The following is a 17,951-nucleotide window of genomic DNA, read 5'->3' on the forward strand; positions in this document are numbered from 1 at the left end:
ATGCCGATGCAAGAAGCCGATTTTTTCCCCGATATCGCTGATCTGGACAATCCGCAGCTGCAGGCCGAGCTGCAGGCGGTCAATGATGCCAAGACCAAGCCGCTGGGCTCGCTGGGCCGGCTCGAAGAGCTGGCGCTGCAGCTGGGCCGCATCCTGGGCACGACGCGTCCGGTGCTGGTGCAGCCGCAAATGGTGGTCTGCGCCGGCGACCATGGCCTGGTGAAGCGCGGCGTCTCGGCCTACCCGCAGGACGTGACCTGGCAGATGGTGGAGAACTTTCTGGCCGATGGCGCCGCGGTGAGCGTGATGGCGCGCCAGCACGGCATCGCGCTGACCGTGGTGGATTGCGGCGTGGCGCACGATTTTGCCCCGCGCCACCGGCTGCAGGTACGCAAGATCGCCCATGGCACGCAGGACTGCCTGGACGGCCCGGCGATGACGCACGAACAATGCCTGCAGGCGATCCGCAACGGCATGGAGCTGGTGCAGGCGCTGCCCGGCAACGTGCTGATGCTGGGCGAGATGGGTATCGGCAACACCTCGGCGGCCACGCTGATCCTGACGCGCCTGCTGGGCGCGAACCTGATCAATGCGACCGGCCCCGGTACCGGGCTGGACCAGGCCGGCATGCAGCGCAAGCTGGACGTGCTGCAGCAGGTGCTGGATGCGCATCCGCAGGCGGTGCAGCCGCTGGAGGTACTGGCCGCATTTGGTGGTTTCGAGATTGCGACCATGGTCGGTGCCTTGCTGCAGGCCGCGGCCGATCGGCGCGTGATCCTGGTCGATGGCGTGATCGTCAGCTCGGCGCTGCTGGTGGCCTCGCGCCTGGAGCCGCTGGTGCTGCAGCGCTGCGTCTATGCGCATCGCTCCGGCGAGCCGGGGCACCAGCTGATCCTGGACGCGCTGCATGCGCGTCCGCTGCTGGATTGGGGCATGCGTCTGGGCGAAGGCTCGGGCGCGGTGATTGCCTGGCCGCTGCTGGAATCGGCCTGCGTGATGCTGCGCGACATGGCCAGCTTTTCCAGTGCCGGCGTGGCTGAAAAGTCGGCCTGATGTCTGGCGCTGCCGTTCGTGTAGGACGGCACGCCATCGGCAGGTGGGATGTGCGCGCGACTAGCGCGGCAGGGGCTCCGGGCAGGATGAGGCGGCCCATAATGGCTTCGTCCCTGTGCTGCAGCGGCCTGGTCTGCGGATCACGTCAGGCAGCACGACATACAACCTGAAGGAGATTCCCATGCGCAAGAGCACTATCCGATCCATCACGACCGCTGCCATGATCGCCGTCGGTGGCCTGAGCCTGGCGGCCTGTACCACGACGCAGCCGCACCAGCAGCCCACCTCCGCGACCGAGCGCGCCTCGATCGATACGGCAACGAATGCCGCGCTGACCCGCCTGTACAACACGGTGCCGGGCTCGGCTGAGCTGGTGGCCAAGTCGGCTGGCGTGCTGGTGTTCCCGTCCGTGGTGGGCGGCAGCTTTGTGGTGGGTGCCGATTACGGCAAGGGTGCACTGCTGGTGGGTGGCAAGAATGCCGGCTACTACAGCACCAGCTCCGCTTCCATCGGCCTGCAGGCAGGTGCCCATTCCAAGAGCGTGATCTACGTGTTCAACACGGCCGAGTCGCTGGCCAAGTTCCGCGCCAGCAATGGCTGGACCGTGGGCGCTGACGCCAACGTGGCGGTCGCCACCCTGGGCGCCAATGGTTCCGTCGACACCCAGACGATCCAGGCACCGGTGGTGAGCTTTGTCATGAACAACGCGGGCGTGGATGCCGGCGTGTCGCTGCAAGGTTCCAAGATCACTCGCATCAACCCCTGATGCTGCCTGATCATCCGGTCTGAGTGACCGTCAGGGCCGGTGCCGCAAGGTGCCGGCCCTGTTCATTTCTTGGCCAGCGTCTTGGGCTTGAAGTCGCAGAACGGCGCCACGCTGCAGCGCCAGCATTCCGGCGTGCGCGCCTTGCAGACATAGCGCCCCTGCAGGATCAGCCAGTGGTGGGCGTGCAGCAGGAACTCTTTCGGGATGCGCCTGAGCAGCTTTTTCTCAACCTCGAGCACGGTCTTGCCCGGTGCCAGGCCGGTGCGGTTGCTGACGCGGAAGATATGCGTATCGACGGCCATGGTGGGTTCGCCAAAGGCGACGTTGAGTACCACGTTGGCGGTCTTGCGGCCTACGCCGGGCAGTTTTTCCAGCGCCTCGCGCGTGCGCGGTACCTCACCGGCGTGTTCATCCAGCAGGATGCGGCAGGTCTGCAGGATGTGCTTGGCCTTGCTGCGGTACAGGCCGATGGTCTTGATGTAGCTCTCCAGCCCCTCCAGGCCCAGGTCCAGGATCGCCTGCGGCGTGTTGGCGACTGGGTAGAGCAGGCGCGTGGCCTTGTTGACGCCGACGTCGGTGGCCTGCGCACTCAGCAGCACGGCAATCAGCAGCTCGAACGGCGTGTCGTATTCGAGTTCGGTTTCCGGCTCCGGGTTGGCGGCTTGCAGGGTGCTGAAGAAGGAGACGATGGCTTCTTTTTTCATGGGGGATACGGGGGCTGGCGTATAGTTGTTCTTTTCAGAATCACCGATTGTGGCATGGTCGTCCAAGTCTGCGCGCCGTGCTGTTTCAAGGAGAACCCCGTGCAATTCGCCCAACGCCTGCAACACTGTGAAACCTCGGCCATCCGCGAGCTGTTCAAGCTGCTCGGCAAGCCGGGCATCATCAGCTTTGCCGGCGGTTTTCCCGATCCGGCGCTGTTCGATGTCGATGGCCTACGCGCGGCCAGCGTCGATGCGCTGGCGCAGTGGCCGGGCACGGCGCTGCAGTATGGCGCCACCGAAGGCTTTGGCCCGCTGAAAGAGCAGATTGCGCTCTACAGCGCCAACAAGAGCGCGCCGCTGCAGGAACAGGATTTCATCGTCACCACCGGCAGCCAGCAGGCGCTGGACCTGATCGGCAAGTGCATGATCTCGCCCGGCGACAAGGTGATTGTCGAAGGTCCGACCTTTCTCGCCACCATCCAGTGCTTCCGCCTCTACGGCGCCGAAGTGATCAGCGCGCCCATCGATGCCGATGGCGTGCAGGTGGATGCGCTGGAGCAGCTGATCCGCGAACACCAGCCGAAACTGGTCTACCTGATCCCGACGTTTGGCAACCCGAGCGGCGCGCTGCTGTCGCTGGAGCGCCGCAAGCGCGTGCTGGAACTGGCGGCACAGTACCAGGTGTTGGTGGTGGAAGACGATCCTTATGGCGACCTCTACTTCGATGCGCCGCCGCCGCCCAGCCTGCTGGCGCTGAGCAAGGACGTGCCGGGCAGCCGTGACTGGCTGGCGCACTGCGGTAGCCTGAGCAAGATCATGTCGCCGGGTCTGCGCCTGGGCTGGCTGGCCGGTCCGCCGGCGCTGCTGGCCAATGCGGTGATGTGCAAGCAGTTCAGCGATGCCAATACCAGCACCTATGCCCAGGCCACGGCTGCGGCCTACCTGCAGAGCAACCGCCTGCCGCAGGCGGTCAACCAGGTGCGCCGTGTCTATGCCGAACGCGCTGCCTGCATGGCGCAGCAGTTACGCGCCCAATTGGGCGATGCCGTCAGCTTTACCCAGCCGGGCGGTGGCATGTTCTTCTGGGTGCGCCTGACCGGTGCCAACGGCGGCGAGCGCGATGCCGGCGCCTTCTCGAAGCGCGCCGTGGAACAGCTGGTGGCCTTTGTGCCCGGTGCGCCGTTCTTCGCTGAAAATGCCGACGCCAGTTGCTTCCGCATGAGCTTTGCCACCTCGGATTTGACCCGCATCCAGGAAGGGGTGGAGCGCATGGCACGCGCGCTGTAATTGGCATGTGCTAAGGTCGCGTTTCGGTCAAGAACTATATAGTTCTTGGCTGCGATGGATAAGAGTACAAAAAATACACAGGAGATATCTGCATGCATGCTGACGATGGCGTAGCCAGCAAGGAACAACCATTGATCGAGGACATCCGGCTGCTGGGCAAGCTGCTGGGTGACGTGATCCGCGAACAGGAAGGCGAGGCCACTTTCGAGCTGGTCGAGAACATCCGCCAGCTGTCGGTGGCCTACCGGCTGAAGCACGATGCCGGCGCCGGCGCACAGATGGACAGCCTGCTCAAGGGCCTGTCGCTGGAGCAGACGGTGCAGGTGGTGCGCGCCTTCAGCTACTTCTCGCACCTGGCGAATATTGCCGAGGACAACCACTACATCCGCCGCCGCGTCTACCACGAGCGTCGTGGCGATGTGCAGGCGGGATCGCTGCAGGGCACGCTGGAGCGGCTGCAGCAGCAGGGCGTGTCGGCGCAGCGCATTGCCGGCCTGCTGCAGACGGCGCATGTGTCGCCGGTGCTCACCGCGCACCCGACCGAGGTGCAGCGCACCATCATCCTGACGGCTGAGCGCGCGATTGCGCAGCTGGTCGCCGAGCGCGACCAGGGCCTGACGCCGCGCGAGCAGGAGCGCAACACGCTGCTGCTGAAAGCGCGCATCACCCAGCTGTGGCAGACGCGCATGCTGCGCGACGAAAAACTCAGCGTGGCCGACGAGATCCGCAACGCGCTGGCCTACTACCACAACACCTTTCTGCGCCAGCTGCCGCGCATGTACCAGGAGCTGGAGCAGGCGCTGCCGGGGCAGGCGATTGCGCCGTTCTTCCGCATGGGCCACTGGATGGGCGGTGACCGCGATGGCAACCCCTTTGTCGGCGCCGACACGATGGCACTGGCATTCCGGCTGCAGTGCGAGACGGCGCTGCTGCACTATCTGCATGAGCTGAATGCACTGGGGCTGGAGCTGTCCATGTCCACCGGGCTGGCGGGCGTGAGTCCCGAGTTGCAGCAGCTGGCCGATGCCGCTGGCGACACCAATCCGCACCGCAAGGACGAGCCTTATCGCCGTGCCGCGATCGGCATGTATGCGCGCGTCGCCGCGACGCTGAAGCAGCGCACCGGCATCGACGCGCCGCAGATTCCGGTGGTGTCCGGCCAGCCCTATGCCAGCGCCGACGAGCTGCTGGCCGATCTGCGCGTGCTGGAGCAGTCACTGCGCGCCCACCATGGCGTGCCGATGCTGGCACTGCGTCTGGGCGAGCTGCTGCGTGCGGTCGAGGTATTCGGCTTCCATCTGGCGACACTGGACCTGCGCCAGAACTCGGAGGAGCACGAGGCGGTCGTCGCCGAGTTGCTGCGCGTGGCACGCATGCAGGACGACTACAGCGCACTCGATGAAGCCGGCAAGCGAGACTGCCTGCTGGCCGTGCTGAACGATGTGCGCCCGCTACGCGTGCCGCATGCCGCCTATAGCGACAAGCTGCAGGCCGAGCTGGCGGTGTTCAGCACCGCGCTACAGCACCTGGAGCAGTACGGCCGCCATGCGCTGCGCCACTACATCATCTCGCACACGGAAGAGGTGAGCGACCTGCTGGAAGTGATGGTGCTGATGAAGGAAACCGGCCTGCTGCGCGACTTCGGTACGCCGCAGGTGCAGAACCGGCTGATCGTGTCGCCGCTGTTCGAGACGATTGGCGACCTGCAGGCGGCCACGCGCATCATGCGCGAGTGGTATGCGCTGCCGGGCGTGTTCGACATGGTTCTGGCCAGCGGCCGCGAGCAGGACATCATGCTCGGCTACAGCGACAGCAACAAGGACGGTGGCATGTTCACCAGCAACTGGAGCCTGTACCAGGCCGAGCAGGAACTGCTGACGCTGTTCGGGCCGCTGCGCGAGCAGCACGGCCTGCAGTTGCGCCTGTTCCATGGTCGTGGCGGCACGGTAGGTCGTGGTGGCGGCCCGAGCTACCAGGCGATCCTGGCACAGCCGCCGGGTACCGTGCATGGCCAGCTGCGCCTGACCGAGCAGGGCGAGGTGATCGCTTCCAAGTACGCGCATCCGGAGATTGGCCGACGCAACCTGGAAACCCTGGTCGCGGCCACGCTGGAAGCCAGCCTGCTGCCGCCTGACCATGCCTTGCCCGAGGCCTATCTGCAGGCGGCAGAACAGATCAGCGAGGCCAGCTTTCGCGCCTATCGCGCGCTGGTCTACGAATCGCCCGGTTTTGCCGATTACTTCTTTGCCGCCACGCCGCTGCGCGAGATTGCCGAGCTGAATATCGGTTCCCGCCCGGCCAGCCGCAAGGCGACGCGCAGCATTGATGACTTGCGCGCGATTCCCTGGAGCTTCAGCTGGGGCCAGGCGCGCGTGGCGCTGCCGGGCTGGGCCGGTTTTGGCAGCGGCGTGCGCCACTGGCTGCAGGACGATGCGCAACGCCTGCAGCTGCTGCAACAGATGTACCGCGACTGGCCGTTCTTTGCCATGCTGCTGTCCAACCTGGACATGGTGCTGTCCAAGACCGATCTGGGCCTGGCCGAGCGCTACGTGGAGCTGGTGGAAGACCGCGAACTGGGCCAGCGCATCTTTGGCGCCATCCGGGACGAATGGCAGGCGACGCAGGACATGCTGGCGCTGATTACCGGCGAGTCTGACCGGCTGGCTGCCAACCCGGCGCTGGCACGATCGATCGCGCACCGCTTCCCGTATATCGATCCGCTCAACCACTTGCAGGTCGAGCTGATGCGGCGTTACCGTGTCTGCAGCCAGGATCTGGCGGCGATGCAGCAAGAGGAGGAAGCGGCGCCGACCGATTGGCACCGCCAGTCCTCACGCCTGAAGCGTGGCATCCACCTGTCGGTCAACGGCATTGCCGCTGGCCTGCGCAACACCGGCTGAGCCAAGAAGGGACGACTGGCGGCTCAGCCCGCCAGCCGGGCGCGCCACAGGCGCAGGCGCAAGCCCCAGGGGCTGGTCAGGCCGACGGTGCTGCTGCTGATATTGCCCTGCGCATCGAGCACGACAAAGCTGGGCGTGGCGCTGATGCCGAAATGGCGCGCGATGCCGCCGTCGGGATCGACCACGCTGTTCCAGGCCAGGCCGTGCTGGCGCTCGTAAGCGAGCACGCTGGCGGCCGGGCCGGACTGCATGGCGATCGGCAGCACTGGCTGGCTCTGGATCAGGCCGTTGATCATCGGCTGCTCGATGCGGCAGATGGTGCACCAGGTGGCCCAGAAGTAGAGCACCACCGGTTCGCCGGCATGCTGCTGGCGCCAGCTGGCCAGGCTTTGCTGCTGCTGTGGCGTCAGGGCGCGCTGGAGGGTGACATCGGGTGCCTGGCCGCTGGCCATATGGCGCGTCTGCCAGGCCTGGATACCAAAGGCCACCGCCAGAAATACCGCCAGGTTGAGCAGCAGCGACTTGCGATGGCGCTGCCACCAGCCCGGCTGGTTCGATGCCGTCATGCCGGCAGTACTTCCAGCAGGCGATCCAGTCCGCCGGCGTTGATCGCTACCATGGCCTGGCGGCGCACTGTCGGCTTGGCGTGGTAGGCCACCGAGACACCGGCTTCGGCCATCATCTTCAGATCATTGGCACCATCGCCTACGGCGATGCAGCGCTGCGGGGCTATGCCCATCAGCGTGGCGACTTCGAGCAGGGTACGCGCCTTTTCCTGGCCGTCACAGATATCGCCCCAGGGCTGTTCCAGGATGCGGCCGGTGAGCTTGCCATCCTGCACCTCGAGCTGGTTGGAGCGGGTGAAATCCAGCCCCAGGCGTTCACGGATGCGCTCGGTGAAGAAGGTGAAACCGCCGGACACCAGCAGCGTCTTCAGGCCGGCCTGCTGGCAGGCGCGCACCAGGGTCTCGGCGCCAGGGTTGAGTTGCAGGCGCTGGTCATAAATCTGCTGCAGCGCGCTTTCCGGCACGCCTTCGAGCAGGGCGACGCGCTGGCGCAGGCTGTCCTTGAAGTCGGTGATGATGCCCTGCATGGCGGCTTCGGTGATGGCCGCGACTTCGGCCTTCTTGCCGACGGCATCGGCGATTTCGTCCACGCACTCGATATTGATCAGGGTCGAGTCCATGTCAAAGGCGATCAGGCGGTAATCGGCCAGGCGGGGAAAGGGCGGCTGTTCCTGGATGACCAGGCTGTCTTCTGTACTCATGATGGGTGCGTGGTGGGTGTTCAGTCTTGCCGGTCATTGTAGGGGCTCAGGCCTGCTACCGCAGCCGCGCCGGGCCGAGCAGGGCTTCGTTCAGGCCTTCCTGCAGCAGCAAGTCCGGCAGCGGCTGGCGGCGCAACAGTGCGGCGCTGGCCTGGCCCATGGCCGCACTGGTCTGGATGCCATAGCCACCTTGCGCGGCAAGCCAGAAAAAGTCCGGTACATCGGGGTCGTAACCGGCCACCAGGCCCCCATCGGCGACAAAGCTGCGCAACCCGGCCCAGGCATGGAACGGTCGCAGTACCTGCAGCGTGGTCTGCTCCTCCACATGCCAGATGCCGGTGGCGATATCGATTTCTTCCGGCTGCACATCCTGCGGCGGCACCGGATCGGCATTGGCGGGAGAGGCCAGCAGCTGGCCGGCATCGGGCTTGAAATACCACTGCTCGTGGATGTTCTCGACCATCGGCCAGTGGTGGAAATCCAGTCCGGGCGGCGCGGCAAAGGTGAAGGCGGTGCGGCGGCGGGGCTCCAGCCCGATGCGCGGCACGCCGGCCAGATCGGCGATGTCGTCGACCCAGGCACCGGCGGCGTTGACCAGCACGCTGGCGCTCCAGTCCTGGCCGCCCGCTGTCACCAGCCAGCGCCCGTCCACGCGCCGGATCGCACTGACCTCGGCATCGGTGCTGACACGGCCACCGGCCTGGTGCAGGCCGTGCAGATAGCCCTGGTGCAGCGCATGGGCATCGATATCGGCGGCATCGGGATCGAGAATGCCGCCCAGCACCCGCTCTGGCCGCAGCACCGGCACCAGCGCGCAGACTTCGGCCGCGCTCAGCAATTGCAGCTGCGGCGAGCGTTCGCGCAGGGTTTGCCACTCCTGTGCCAGCTTGTCTTCGTCGCCGGGGGCGGCCACCAGCACGCTGCCGCGCGGCTGCAGCAGCGGATGTTCGGCAAAGCCGGCTGGCGGCTGTTGCAGGAACGGCCGGCTGGCACGCGTCAGTGCGCGCACCTGGGCATTGCCGTAGCACTCCATGAACATGGCGGCGGAGCGACCGGTGGAATGGTATCCGGCTTGTGATTCGCGCTCCAGCAGCTGCACGCGGCCATGCGGTGCCAGCCAGTAGCCAGCAGAGGCACCGGCAATGCCGGCTCCGATGATCAGGTAATCGACATGTGGTGTGCCCATGTGTGGCTCCTGGTGATGCTGACAGGCACGATAGCACAGCGTTTGGCCCCTTGCCGGTGGGATTTTTCCGCAGGACAGACGCAAAAAAGCCCGGCAGGGCCGGGCTGTCAAGTGAGGTGAACGGTAGCGGTGGACTTACTGGCCGAAGACGCGGAAGCGTTCGGCATCATCCATATAGGTCTTGGCGCCGGCCGGGGCTTCGATGCTGCCAAACGGCATCTGCGCGCGCAGCGTCCAGCTGGCTGGCAGCTGCCAGCGGGCCTGGATCTGGGCATCGATCAGCGGGTTGTAGTGCTGCAGCGTGGCGCCGATGCCGCTGCTGGCCAGCGCGGTCCAGACCGCCAGCTGGGCCATGCCGGCGCTGTGTTCGGCAAAGGTCGGGAAGTTGTCTGCGTAGAGCGGGAACTGCTGTTGCAGGCCCTGGATCACGGCCTGGTCTTCAAAAAACAGCACGCTGCCAAAGCCGGCCTTGAAGCCGTTGATCTTCTTCTCGGTGGTTGGGAAGTTTTCTGCCGGTGTCACGGCGCGCAGCGCCTCCAGCACGATCTCGCCCCACAGTGCCTCATGTTCGGCACCGAACAGGATCACGGCACGCGAGCTTTGCGAGTTGAAGGAGGAGGGCGCCTGGCGCACCGCTTCCTGGATCAGCGCCGTCAGTTCGGCCGGGGACTGCTGGACCTGGCGGCCAATGGTGTAGATGCTGCGACGTTGTTGCAGGGCGCTGATGACGGGATGGCTCACGAAGAATCCTGATAGATGAAGAAGCACGCACGATGCGAAGGGTGTGCGCAAACTGGTTTCCTCACGCAACTTTAATGCATGGTGGATGGGAGGGTGATGGGAGCGATTTTTCCCTTGTGCTGCTCAGGGCTTTGCCTCGGTCTGCTGCAGAAACCAGGCGCGCAGACCCTCGTCATCCAGCGCGCAGAGCGCATCGACTGCATCGGGATCGAGATGGGTCAGAGCCTGGATCTCGCCATGGGCATCCAGGCCGACAATCGCTTCGCCGTCCTGGCTGCCGGCCCAGCAGCGTTCCACGGAACTGCACATGGCCTGCAGCACGCGCGTGGCGCGCTCGGCCAGGGCTTCGCGTGCGGCGATATAGGCATCGGCCTGATCGGCCGGAATCAGATAGGCATCGACCAGCACCATGCCGGCGACCGGGCTGCGCGTGAAAGCTTGTTCCATGGCGGACTTCTCCTGTGAAAGCTGGCAGGCAGTCTGGTGTCAGGCCGGCGCTTCGCCAGCCAGGGTGATGCAGATGCGCGTCCCCGTGCTGCCCGAGACAATATCCCATTGTCCACCGATACGCTCGATGCGGGCGCGCATGCTTTGCAGGCCGACGCCGGTACCAGACTGTTCCATGGCCACGACATCAAAGCCGCGCCCGTTGTCACTCACGCACAGCTGCAGGCCATGGGGATCGCTGAGTGGAATCATCGCGACTTCCACCTGGCTGGCCTGGCTGTGCTTGACGATATTTGTCAGCGCTTCTTCCAGTACCCGCGCGAGTGCCATGCAGGTACGTGCCTGTGGCTGGATCGGCCAGGCAGGAGGCATCTGCCAGCGGATGTCGATGCCGATCTCGTCGAACAGCATGCCAAAGCGGTGCCGGATCGGGGCCAGCCATAGTGCTGGCGTGGCAGCCGGCTTGCTGGTGGAGCTGGCTTCGGCATCGAGGATCTGGCGCAGGTCATCGCGCAGGACCTTGAGATAGCCGAGGAAGGCCTGGTTGCTCATCGGGCCCATGGCATGCTCCACGCTGCCGATGGCGCGTACCAGCGAACTGCCCAGACCATCGTGCAGGTCGTGCGTCAGGTCCATGCGCGCCTGCAGGCGGGAGCGCTCGCGCTCCATCACGATCTGGCGCTCGGTGACTGCCAGCAGCTCCTGGCGTGCTTCTTCCACGCGCTGCTTCAGTTGATGGTTGAAGTGCCGCACGCGTCGCATGTCGCGCGCCACGCGCGAGGCCATCAGCAGCCCCATGCACAGCAGCGTGATGATGCCCGAGTACGGGGTCAGCACGTTGTGCACGTGCGGGAAAAACACGATCACGATGAGGTCATAGATACCGATAAACAGCACGGCCAGCAGCCAGAGTGCCAGCAGCACATGGGGCAGTGAGCGCGGCTGCTTGCGCCAGAGCGGCCACTGCAGCAGCAGGCAGTTGAGCAGGACCAGGCAGGCACTCAGCAGGAACACGACCAGCGTGGCATAGCCCAGGTGGGACAGGGGCGTCAGCCAGAGCAGCAGGATCAGCAAGCCAGCCATGATCAGGGCGGCACGGCGCACGCGCGGCCAGATCAGATCGGCAAATGACCAGCTGAACAGGGCGAAGCAGACGCAATAGATGACCAGCGCGCTCAGGCTGAAGCGTTCCAGCGCAGCGGTATCGGGCAAGGGCCATGGGTCGGTCAGCAGCAGGGTGCCGGCAAAGATCACCCAGGAGCCGGTCAGCAGGCCGAACCAGCCAAACACCGTGGCACGCCGGTAGGACAGCCAGACCAGCAGGCTCAGGATGCTGAGGGTGAAGGAGAGCGCGATATCGGCCTGCAGCCAGGTGCGTTGCAGCACGATCTGGTCCTGGTGCAGCGCATATTGCGCTCCTGGTTCGCCCAGGCTGACACGTCCCAGGCCGGCTTGCTGGTAGTGCGCTCCGGTAACGCGGAACCACAAGGTGTTTTCGCCGATCTGCAGCGAACTGGCCGGCAGTATCCAGTAGTGCGGCAGGTTCCAGTTGCGTGGCAGCGGTTCGGTGAACCGTTGGTCGCTCCAGATCAGCTCCTCATTCAGGTAGAGCGCACCAGCCTGGCTGAGTGCATTGAGCGTGACGCCCACCGGCGTGGCACAGGCGTGCTGCCACTGGATGCGGTACCAGACGGTGCCGCTGTAGCCGATCCAGCGCTGCGTCCAGTGGTCGGGCAGGGTCACGCTTTCCCAGCCGCTGGTCGGACGCTGGTCAGGATGTTCGGGAGCACGCGCCGCCGCTACCGACAGGATCTGCGGGTCGCAGTGTGCGGTGCCCTGGTGTTCAGTCGCGGCAGGAATCGGAATCGTGAAGGCCGCTGCAGCCGGCTGCGGCAGCAGGAGCAGCAGCCAGCCGACGATCAGGACAGCAAGCCACGCGCACGCGCTTCGTAGACAGCACGTGTGCGTCCGGAAACGGCCAGCTTGCGGTAGATGTGCTTGATATGGCATTCGATCGTATGACGGGAGAGGAACAGGCGTTCGGCGATTTCGCGGTTGCTCAGGCCTTCGGCCACCAGTTGCAGGATGCCATATTCCCGCTTGGTCAGGGCCTCTTCGTCCGGATTCTGCCGGCTGCGCAGCGGTGGCGGGCTGGTTTTCTCGGGTTTCGGCGCATCTGTCAGCTGCTCCAGGATGCGTCTGGCGATGAAGGGATCGATCGGGGCACCGCCGCGCAGCACGCTGCGGATCGACAGCGCGATCTCCATATCGTCACGCTCCTTCAGCACATAGCCGGTGGCGCCGCACTTGAGCGCCTGCATGATGATGTCCTCGGTGCTCCAGGATGACACCACCAGGATGCTCAGTGCCGGATCCTGCTCGCGCATTTCGGTGATCAGATCCAGGCCGCTGCCATCCGGCAGGCCGAGATCGACCAGCGCCATGGCGGCCGGGTTCTGCGCCAGCCAGCGGCGTGCTTCGGCCAGGTTGGTGACAAATACCAGCGCCTCCTGGGTGTAGCCCAGCTGCAGCAACAGGCGCAGCAGCTTCTCGCGCATCAGCGACTCATCCTCCACGATCAGCACCGGGGCGGGCAGATAGTCAGTGGGCGTCAGGTTGAAGGGGGGCATGGGACTCTCGCAGGCAGAACAGACTTTGGACGGCATGGATGGCGCTCTGCAAGCGAGGACATCCATGCTGTTCACCATAGGTGATCGCCATGACGCATGCAATCCCCATAAACCGTGTATTCGGTCAGGCGGGGTTGGCCTCCTGCAGCGGCTGGCCCAGGCTCTTGAGGATGTCGCGCACCAGCAGGGCCCGGTCCAGCGGTTTTTCCAGCGCACGCTCGATGCGCAGCTTCTCGTTGCCGGCCAGCTTGATGTGCTTGTTCTTCTGGATCAGCTGGATGATAGCCATCGGGTCTACCGGCGGATTCGGCTTGAAGGTGATGGTGATCACGGTCGGCGCCGCCTCTACCTTGAGCACGCCGTAGGGCTGGCTCATCACGCGCAGCTTGTGTACGTAGACCAGGGTTTCGGCCTGCTGCGGCAGCTTGCCGAAGCGGTCCACCAGCTCTTCCAGCAGGCGATCGACCTGATCGGTGGTCTTGGCCGTGGCCAGCTTCTTGTAGAAGCTCAGGCGCAGGTGCACGTCTCCGCAGTAGTCATCCGGCAGCAGCGCCGGCGCATGCAGGTTGATCTCGGTCACGGCCTGCAGCGGCGACAGCAGATCCGGCTCCTTGCCGGCCTTGAGCTGTTCCACCGCCTCGGACAGCATCTCGTTGTAGAGCTGGAAGCCGATTTCCATCATGTTGCCGCTCTGGTTGTCACCCAGCACCTCGCCGGCACCGCGGATTTCCAGGTCGTGCATCGCCAGGTAGAAGCCGCTGCCCAGCTCCTCCATCTGCTGGATCGCTTCCAGCCGCTGCTGTGCCTGCTTGGTCAGGCTGTCGAGATCGGGCACCATCAGGTAGGCATAGGCCTGGTGGTGGCTGCGGCCGACTCGGCCACGCAGCTGGTGCAGCTGCGCCAGGCCGAACTTGTCGGCGCGGCTGATCAGGATGGTGTTGGCGCTCGGCACGTCGATGCCGGTCTCGATAATGGTCGAGCACAGCAGGATGTTGTGGCGTTGCGCCACGAATTCGCGCATCACGCGTTCCAGCTCACGCTCCGGCATCTGGCCGTGCGCCACCGCGATGCGTGCTTCGGGCAGGATTTCCTGCAGCCGCTGGCGCCGGTTTTCGATGGTATCGACCTCGTTGTGCAGGAAATAGACCTGGCCGCCGCGCATCAGTTCGCGCAGCACCGCTTCACGGATCACGCCGCTGCTTTCGCTGCGCACAAAGGTCTTGATCGCCAGCCGGCGCTGCGGCGCCGTGGCAATCACGCTCAGGTCGCGCAGGCCTTCCAGCGCCATGCCCATGGTGCGCGGGATCGGCGTCGCGGTCAGCGTCAGCACATCGACCTCGGCGCGCATCTGCTTCATCTGCTCCTTGTGGCGCACGCCAAAGCGGTGCTCTTCGTCGATGATCAGCAGGCCCAGGTTCTTGAAGCTGACCTCGCTCGACAGCAGCTTGTGCGTGCCGACCACGATATCGACCGTGCCATCGGCGATACCCTTGATGGCCGCTGTCACCTCCTTGCTGGAACGGAAGCGAGAAATTTCGGCAATGCGGATCGGCCACTTGGCGAAGCGGTCCTTCAGCGTCTGGAAATGCTGTTCCGCCAGCAGCGTGGTTGGCGCCAGGAAGGCGACCTGCTTGCCGCCGGTGACGGCAACAAAGGCGGCGCGCAACGCGACTTCGGTCTTGCCAAAGCCGACATCGCCGCAGACCAGCCGGTCCATCGGGCGCGGGCTGACCATGTCCTGGATCACGGCGTGGATAGCGGCCAGCTGGTCGGCAGTTTCGTCAAAGCCGAAATCGTTGGCAAACACCTCGTAGTCGGCGGCGCTGAAACGGAACGGGTAGCCTTCGCGCGCGGCACGGCGGGCATAGATATTGAGCAGTTCGGCAGCGGTATCGCGCACCTGTTCGGCGGCCTTGCGCTTGGCTTTCTCCCACTGCGTGCCGCCCAGCTTGTGCAGCGGCGCATCTTCCGCACTGACGCCGGAGTAGCGGCTGATCAGGTGCAGCTGGCTGACCGGCACGTAGAGCGTGGCATCGCCGGCGTATTCGAGGTGCAGGAATTCTTGCAATGCCGCCGAACCGTCCGGGTTCTTCTGGCCCACATCCATATTGATCAGGCCCTGGTAACGGCCAATGCCGTGCGCGCTGTGCACCACCGGGTCGCCAACCTTGAGCTCACTCAGGTCCTTGATCAGGGTATCGATATCGCTGACCTGCTCCTGGCGACGGCGGCGGCGATGCTGGATGCCGCCACTGCCGGCAAACAGCTCGGCTTCGGTAATCAGGTCAATGCCAAGCTCGTTCCAGGCAAAGCCTTCCATCAGCGGCGATGCTGCCAGGCCGACCTTCTCGCCGTTGTCGAGGAACTCCTGCAGGCTGTCGATCGCCACTGGCTGCAGATGGCTGGCGCGCAGGAAATCGAGCAGGCTTTCGCGGCGACCGGCACTTTCGGCCAGCAGCAGCACGCGGTGCGGACTGGCCTGCACATGGCCCTGCAGGCGCAGCAGCGGATCCTCGCTGCCACGCGCGGCCGATACGTCAGGCAGCGGGGCAAACTCGGGGTAGAGGCCAGTATCGCCGCCATGCGGGCGCAGCGACAGCTGCGGAAAGCGCCTGGCCGCGCCAAAGAACTGCTCCTCGCTCAGGAACAGTGCTTCCGGCGGCAGCGCTGGGCGCTCCGGATCGCCGGCCATCAGGCGATAGCGCTCGCGCGTGTCCTGCCAGAAGCGCTGGAACGGTTCCTCCAGTGCATCGTGCAGCACCAGCGTGCTGCCTTCGGGCAGGTAGTCGAACACGGTCGCGGTCTCGTCAAAGAACAGCGGCAGGTAGTACTCGATACCGGCGGTGGCCAGGCCTTCGCCCATATCCTTGTAGATGCGGCTGCGCGTCGGGTCGCCCTCCATCAGCTCGCGCCACTTGCTGCGAAAGCGCGAGCGTGCCGCATCGTCCATCGGGAACTCGCGCCCCGGCAGCAGGCGCACTTCCTGCACCGGCTCCAGGCTGCGCTGGCTGTCCGGGTCAAAGGTGCGGATGCTGTCAATCTCGTCATCGAACAGGTCGACGCGATACGGCTGTGCGGCACCCATCGGGTACAGGTCGATCAGGCTGCCGCGCACCGCGTATTCGCCGGGGCTGACCACCTGGCTCACATGGGCGTAGCCGGCCATGCCGAGCTGGCGCCGCAGCGCGGCCTCATCGAGCTGTTGGCCGGTCTTGAAATGGAAGGTGTAGCCGGCCAGGAAGGCAGGTGGACCCAGCCGGTACAGCGCCGTGCTGGCCGGGATCAGCACCACATCGGCGCCGTCATGCCTGTCATGCTGGCTGATGCGCCACAGCGTTGCCAGGCGCTCGCTGATCAGGTCCTGGTGCGGCGAAAAATGGTCGTAGGGCAGGGTTTCCCAGTCCGGAAACAGCACGCAGCGCAGCGCTGGATCAAAAAACGGCAGTTCGTCCAGCAGGCGCTGCGCATCGGCCGCGTCCGAGGTGACGATGGCCATGCAGCGGCCTTCGGCCTTGTCGCGCGCGGCGAATCGGGCCAGCAGGGCGGCATCGGCCGACGCCAGCGGGCGCGGCATGGCGTGGCGCTGGCCAGGAGTGAGCTTGGGGAGTTTCATGAGCGGTGCAGTACAAACAAGACTACCCATCGGCCTGGGCAGGGCGATGGGGAATCGTGCCATTTTAAAAGAGCCGCAGGGCAGCCGCATGACGTTCTGCGCAAGGCACAATGCAGGGCATGGACACCCCTCGCATGCATGCCCTGATTCCTTGTGCCGGCACCGGCAGTCGTTCCGGTGCCAGCATTCCCAAGCAATATGTCGTCGTGGCCGGCCAGCCCATGCTCTGGCACACCGTGGCCGCCTTCGATGCCTGCCCGCAGATTGATGCCATCCTGCTGGTACTGGCTCCGGACGATGCCCATGGTGACGCCGTGCCATTGCCGGCTGGCAAGCTGCAGCGTGCCCGTGTTGGCGGCAACAGCCGTGCCGAAAGTGTGCGCAACGGCCTGCGCCATTTGCGTGCCCAGGGCGTGCCCGATCACGACTGGGTGCTGGTACACGATGCGGCGCGCTGCCTGCTGACGCCGGCGCAGATCAGCCAGCTGATCACGGCCTGTGCCGATGATGCCGTGGGCGGCCTGCTGGCACTACCGCTGCCCGATACCCTCAAGCAGCAGGACGAGGCAGCCCGCGTGCAGGCCACCATCCCGCGCAGCGACAAGTGGCTGGCGCAGACGCCGCAGATGTTTCGCCTAGGCCTGCTGCTGCAGGCGCTTGAAGACAGCCTGCAGCGCGATCCGGACGCCATCACCGATGAATCCAGCGCGATCGAACTGGCCGGCCTGCAACCGCTGCTGGTGCAGGGCAGTGCCTGGAACTTCAAGGTCACCTATCCCGATGATTTTGCGCTGGCTGAAGCCGTGCTGCAGGCACGCGCCGCTGCCAGCCATGGGACAATCCAGCCATGACAACTGCCATTTTTCCTCCATTCCGTATCGGTGAAGGCTGGGACACGCACCAGCTGGTCGCCGGCCGCGAGCTCTGGCTCGGTGGCGTGCTGGTGCCGCATGACAAGGGTCTGCTCGGCCATTCCGATGCCGATGTGCTGCTGCATGCCATCACCGATGCGCTGCTTGGTGCTGCCGGCATGGCCGATATCGGCACGCTGTTTCCCGATACCGATGTCGCTTTCCAAGGCGCCGATTCGCGCGTGCTGCTGCGCGAGGCCATGCGCCGCGTGCGCGAGGCCGGCTGGCAGGTCGGCAACGTGGACTGCACCGTCATCGCGCAAAAGCCCAAGCTGGCGGCCTACAAGCCGGCAATCGCCGAAAGCATTGCCGCCTGTCTTGGCATCACGCGTGAGCAGGTCAACGTCAAGGCCAAGACGGCGGAGAAACTCGGTCCGGTCGGGCTGGAGCAGAGCATGGAAGCCCGCGCCGTGCTGCTGCTGTTTCCGCTGGCCTGATCGACCGGC

The 17,951-nt window shown here is 65.3% G+C and carries 15 protein-coding genes; 6 read left to right on the forward strand and 9 right to left on the reverse strand.

All coding sequences use genetic code 11. The features are described from left to right. Entirely contained in the window at positions 1–1,053 is a 1,053-nt protein-coding gene (gene cobT / locus V1261_RS06460; protein WP_329770806.1) for a nicotinate-nucleotide--dimethylbenzimidazole phosphoribosyltransferase, read from the forward strand. Between the two features lie 181 nt (positions 1,054–1,234). Continuing rightward, complete coding sequence (locus V1261_RS06465) at positions 1,235–1,819, forward strand: BPSL1445 family SYLF domain-containing lipoprotein (protein ID WP_329770807.1); 585 nt, start codon at positions 1,235–1,237, stop codon at positions 1,817–1,819. Between the two features lie 62 nt (positions 1,820–1,881). Here V1261_RS06465 and nth read toward each other — a convergent pair whose 3' ends face one another. Continuing rightward, complete coding sequence (gene nth, locus V1261_RS06470) at positions 1,882–2,523, reverse strand: endonuclease III (protein WP_329770809.1); 642 nt, start codon at positions 2,521–2,523, stop codon at positions 1,882–1,884. A 99-nt stretch (positions 2,524–2,622) separates the two neighbouring features. Here nth and V1261_RS06475 point away from each other — a divergent pair, with 99 nt between their 5' ends. Together V1261_RS06475 and ppc are read left to right on the forward strand one after the other, a co-directional pair. Next, entirely contained in the window at positions 2,623–3,810 is a 1,188-nt protein-coding gene (locus V1261_RS06475) for an aminotransferase-like domain-containing protein (protein WP_329770810.1), read from the forward strand. Positions 3,811–3,902: 92 nt separating this feature from the next. Further along, positions 3,903–6,710, forward strand: a complete 2,808-nt coding sequence (gene ppc, locus V1261_RS06480) for a phosphoenolpyruvate carboxylase (protein WP_329770811.1) — start codon at positions 3,903–3,905, stop codon at positions 6,708–6,710. 23 nt (positions 6,711–6,733) lie between these two features. Here ppc and V1261_RS06485 read toward each other — a convergent pair whose 3' ends face one another. The 8 genes from V1261_RS06485 to mfd form a co-directional block, all read right to left on the reverse strand. Continuing rightward, positions 6,734–7,276 (reverse strand): redoxin domain-containing protein, encoded by a 543-nt coding sequence (locus V1261_RS06485; RefSeq protein ID WP_329770812.1) that lies wholly within the window; start codon positions 7,274–7,276, stop codon positions 6,734–6,736. After that, positions 7,273–7,977, reverse strand: coding sequence for a phosphoserine phosphatase SerB (serB, locus tag V1261_RS06490; protein ID WP_329770813.1), 705 nt, complete (start codon positions 7,975–7,977; stop codon positions 7,273–7,275). The genes V1261_RS06485 and serB overlap by 4 nt, the downstream gene beginning before the upstream one ends. Before the next feature lie 55 nt (positions 7,978–8,032). Next, positions 8,033–9,163 (reverse strand): NAD(P)/FAD-dependent oxidoreductase, encoded by a 1,131-nt coding sequence (locus tag V1261_RS06495; RefSeq protein ID WP_329770814.1) that lies wholly within the window; start codon positions 9,161–9,163, stop codon positions 8,033–8,035. Positions 9,164–9,298: 135 nt separating this feature from the next. Beyond that, complete coding sequence (locus V1261_RS06500) at positions 9,299–9,904, reverse strand: nitroreductase family protein (RefSeq protein WP_329770815.1); 606 nt, start codon at positions 9,902–9,904, stop codon at positions 9,299–9,301. A gap of 123 nt (positions 9,905–10,027) precedes the next feature. After that, on the reverse strand, positions 10,028–10,351 hold the full coding sequence (locus V1261_RS06505; RefSeq protein ID WP_329770816.1) for a hypothetical protein: 324 nt from the start codon (positions 10,349–10,351) through the stop codon (positions 10,028–10,030). 39 nt (positions 10,352–10,390) lie between these two features. After that, positions 10,391–12,094, reverse strand: coding sequence for a sensor histidine kinase (locus V1261_RS06510; protein ID WP_329770817.1), 1,704 nt, complete (start codon positions 12,092–12,094; stop codon positions 10,391–10,393). Positions 12,095–12,270: 176 nt separating this feature from the next. Then, positions 12,271–12,981: a response regulator transcription factor gene (locus tag V1261_RS06515; protein ID WP_329770818.1), complete on the reverse strand. Its 711-nt coding sequence runs from the start codon at positions 12,979–12,981 to the stop codon at positions 12,271–12,273. 124 nt (positions 12,982–13,105) lie between these two features. Then, complete coding sequence (gene mfd / locus V1261_RS06520) at positions 13,106–16,594, reverse strand: transcription-repair coupling factor (protein ID WP_329770819.1); 3,489 nt, start codon at positions 16,592–16,594, stop codon at positions 13,106–13,108. A gap of 110 nt (positions 16,595–16,704) precedes the next feature. Between mfd and ispD the strand changes: the two genes are divergently transcribed. Continuing rightward, on the forward strand, positions 16,705–17,445 hold the full coding sequence (gene ispD, locus V1261_RS06525; RefSeq protein WP_329770820.1) for a 2-C-methyl-D-erythritol 4-phosphate cytidylyltransferase: 741 nt from the start codon (positions 16,705–16,707) through the stop codon (positions 17,443–17,445). Further along, on the forward strand, positions 17,442–17,942 hold the full coding sequence (gene ispF / locus V1261_RS06530) for a 2-C-methyl-D-erythritol 2,4-cyclodiphosphate synthase (RefSeq protein WP_329770821.1): 501 nt from the start codon (positions 17,442–17,444) through the stop codon (positions 17,940–17,942). Before ispD ends, ispF begins: the two co-directional genes overlap by 4 nt. Positions 17,943–17,951 lie beyond the last annotated feature (9 nt).

Origin of the sequence: Brachymonas sp. J145, from assembly GCF_036312245.1 — a bacterium.
Lineage (GTDB): Bacteria > Pseudomonadota > Gammaproteobacteria > Burkholderiales > Burkholderiaceae_C > Brachymonas > Brachymonas wangyanguii.

Coding starts and splice junctions, on each gene's coding strand:
- cobT (WP_329770806.1), top strand. CDS start 1: ATGCCGATGCAAGAAGCCGATTTTTTCCCCGATATCGCTGATCTGGAC.
- V1261_RS06465 (WP_329770807.1), top strand. CDS start 1,235: ATGCGCAAGAGCACTATCCGATCCATCACGACCGCTGCCATGATCGCC.
- nth (WP_329770809.1), bottom strand. CDS start 2,523: ATGAAAAAAGAAGCCATCGTCTCCTTCTTCAGCACCCTGCAAGCCGCC.
- ppc (WP_329770811.1), top strand. CDS start 3,903: ATGCATGCTGACGATGGCGTAGCCAGCAAGGAACAACCATTGATCGAG.
- V1261_RS06485 (WP_329770812.1), bottom strand. CDS start 7,276: ATGACGGCATCGAACCAGCCGGGCTGGTGGCAGCGCCATCGCAAGTCG.
- serB (WP_329770813.1), bottom strand. CDS start 7,977: ATGAGTACAGAAGACAGCCTGGTCATCCAGGAACAGCCGCCCTTTCCC.
- V1261_RS06495 (WP_329770814.1), bottom strand. CDS start 9,163: ATGGGCACACCACATGTCGATTACCTGATCATCGGAGCCGGCATTGCC.
- V1261_RS06505 (WP_329770816.1), bottom strand. CDS start 10,351: ATGGAACAAGCTTTCACGCGCAGCCCGGTCGCCGGCATGGTGCTGGTC.
- V1261_RS06515 (WP_329770818.1), bottom strand. CDS start 12,981: ATGCCCCCCTTCAACCTGACGCCCACTGACTATCTGCCCGCCCCGGTG.
- mfd (WP_329770819.1), bottom strand. CDS start 16,594: ATGAAACTCCCCAAGCTCACTCCTGGCCAGCGCCACGCCATGCCGCGC.
- ispD (WP_329770820.1), top strand. CDS start 16,705: ATGCAGGGCATGGACACCCCTCGCATGCATGCCCTGATTCCTTGTGCC.
- ispF (WP_329770821.1), top strand. CDS start 17,442: ATGACAACTGCCATTTTTCCTCCATTCCGTATCGGTGAAGGCTGGGAC.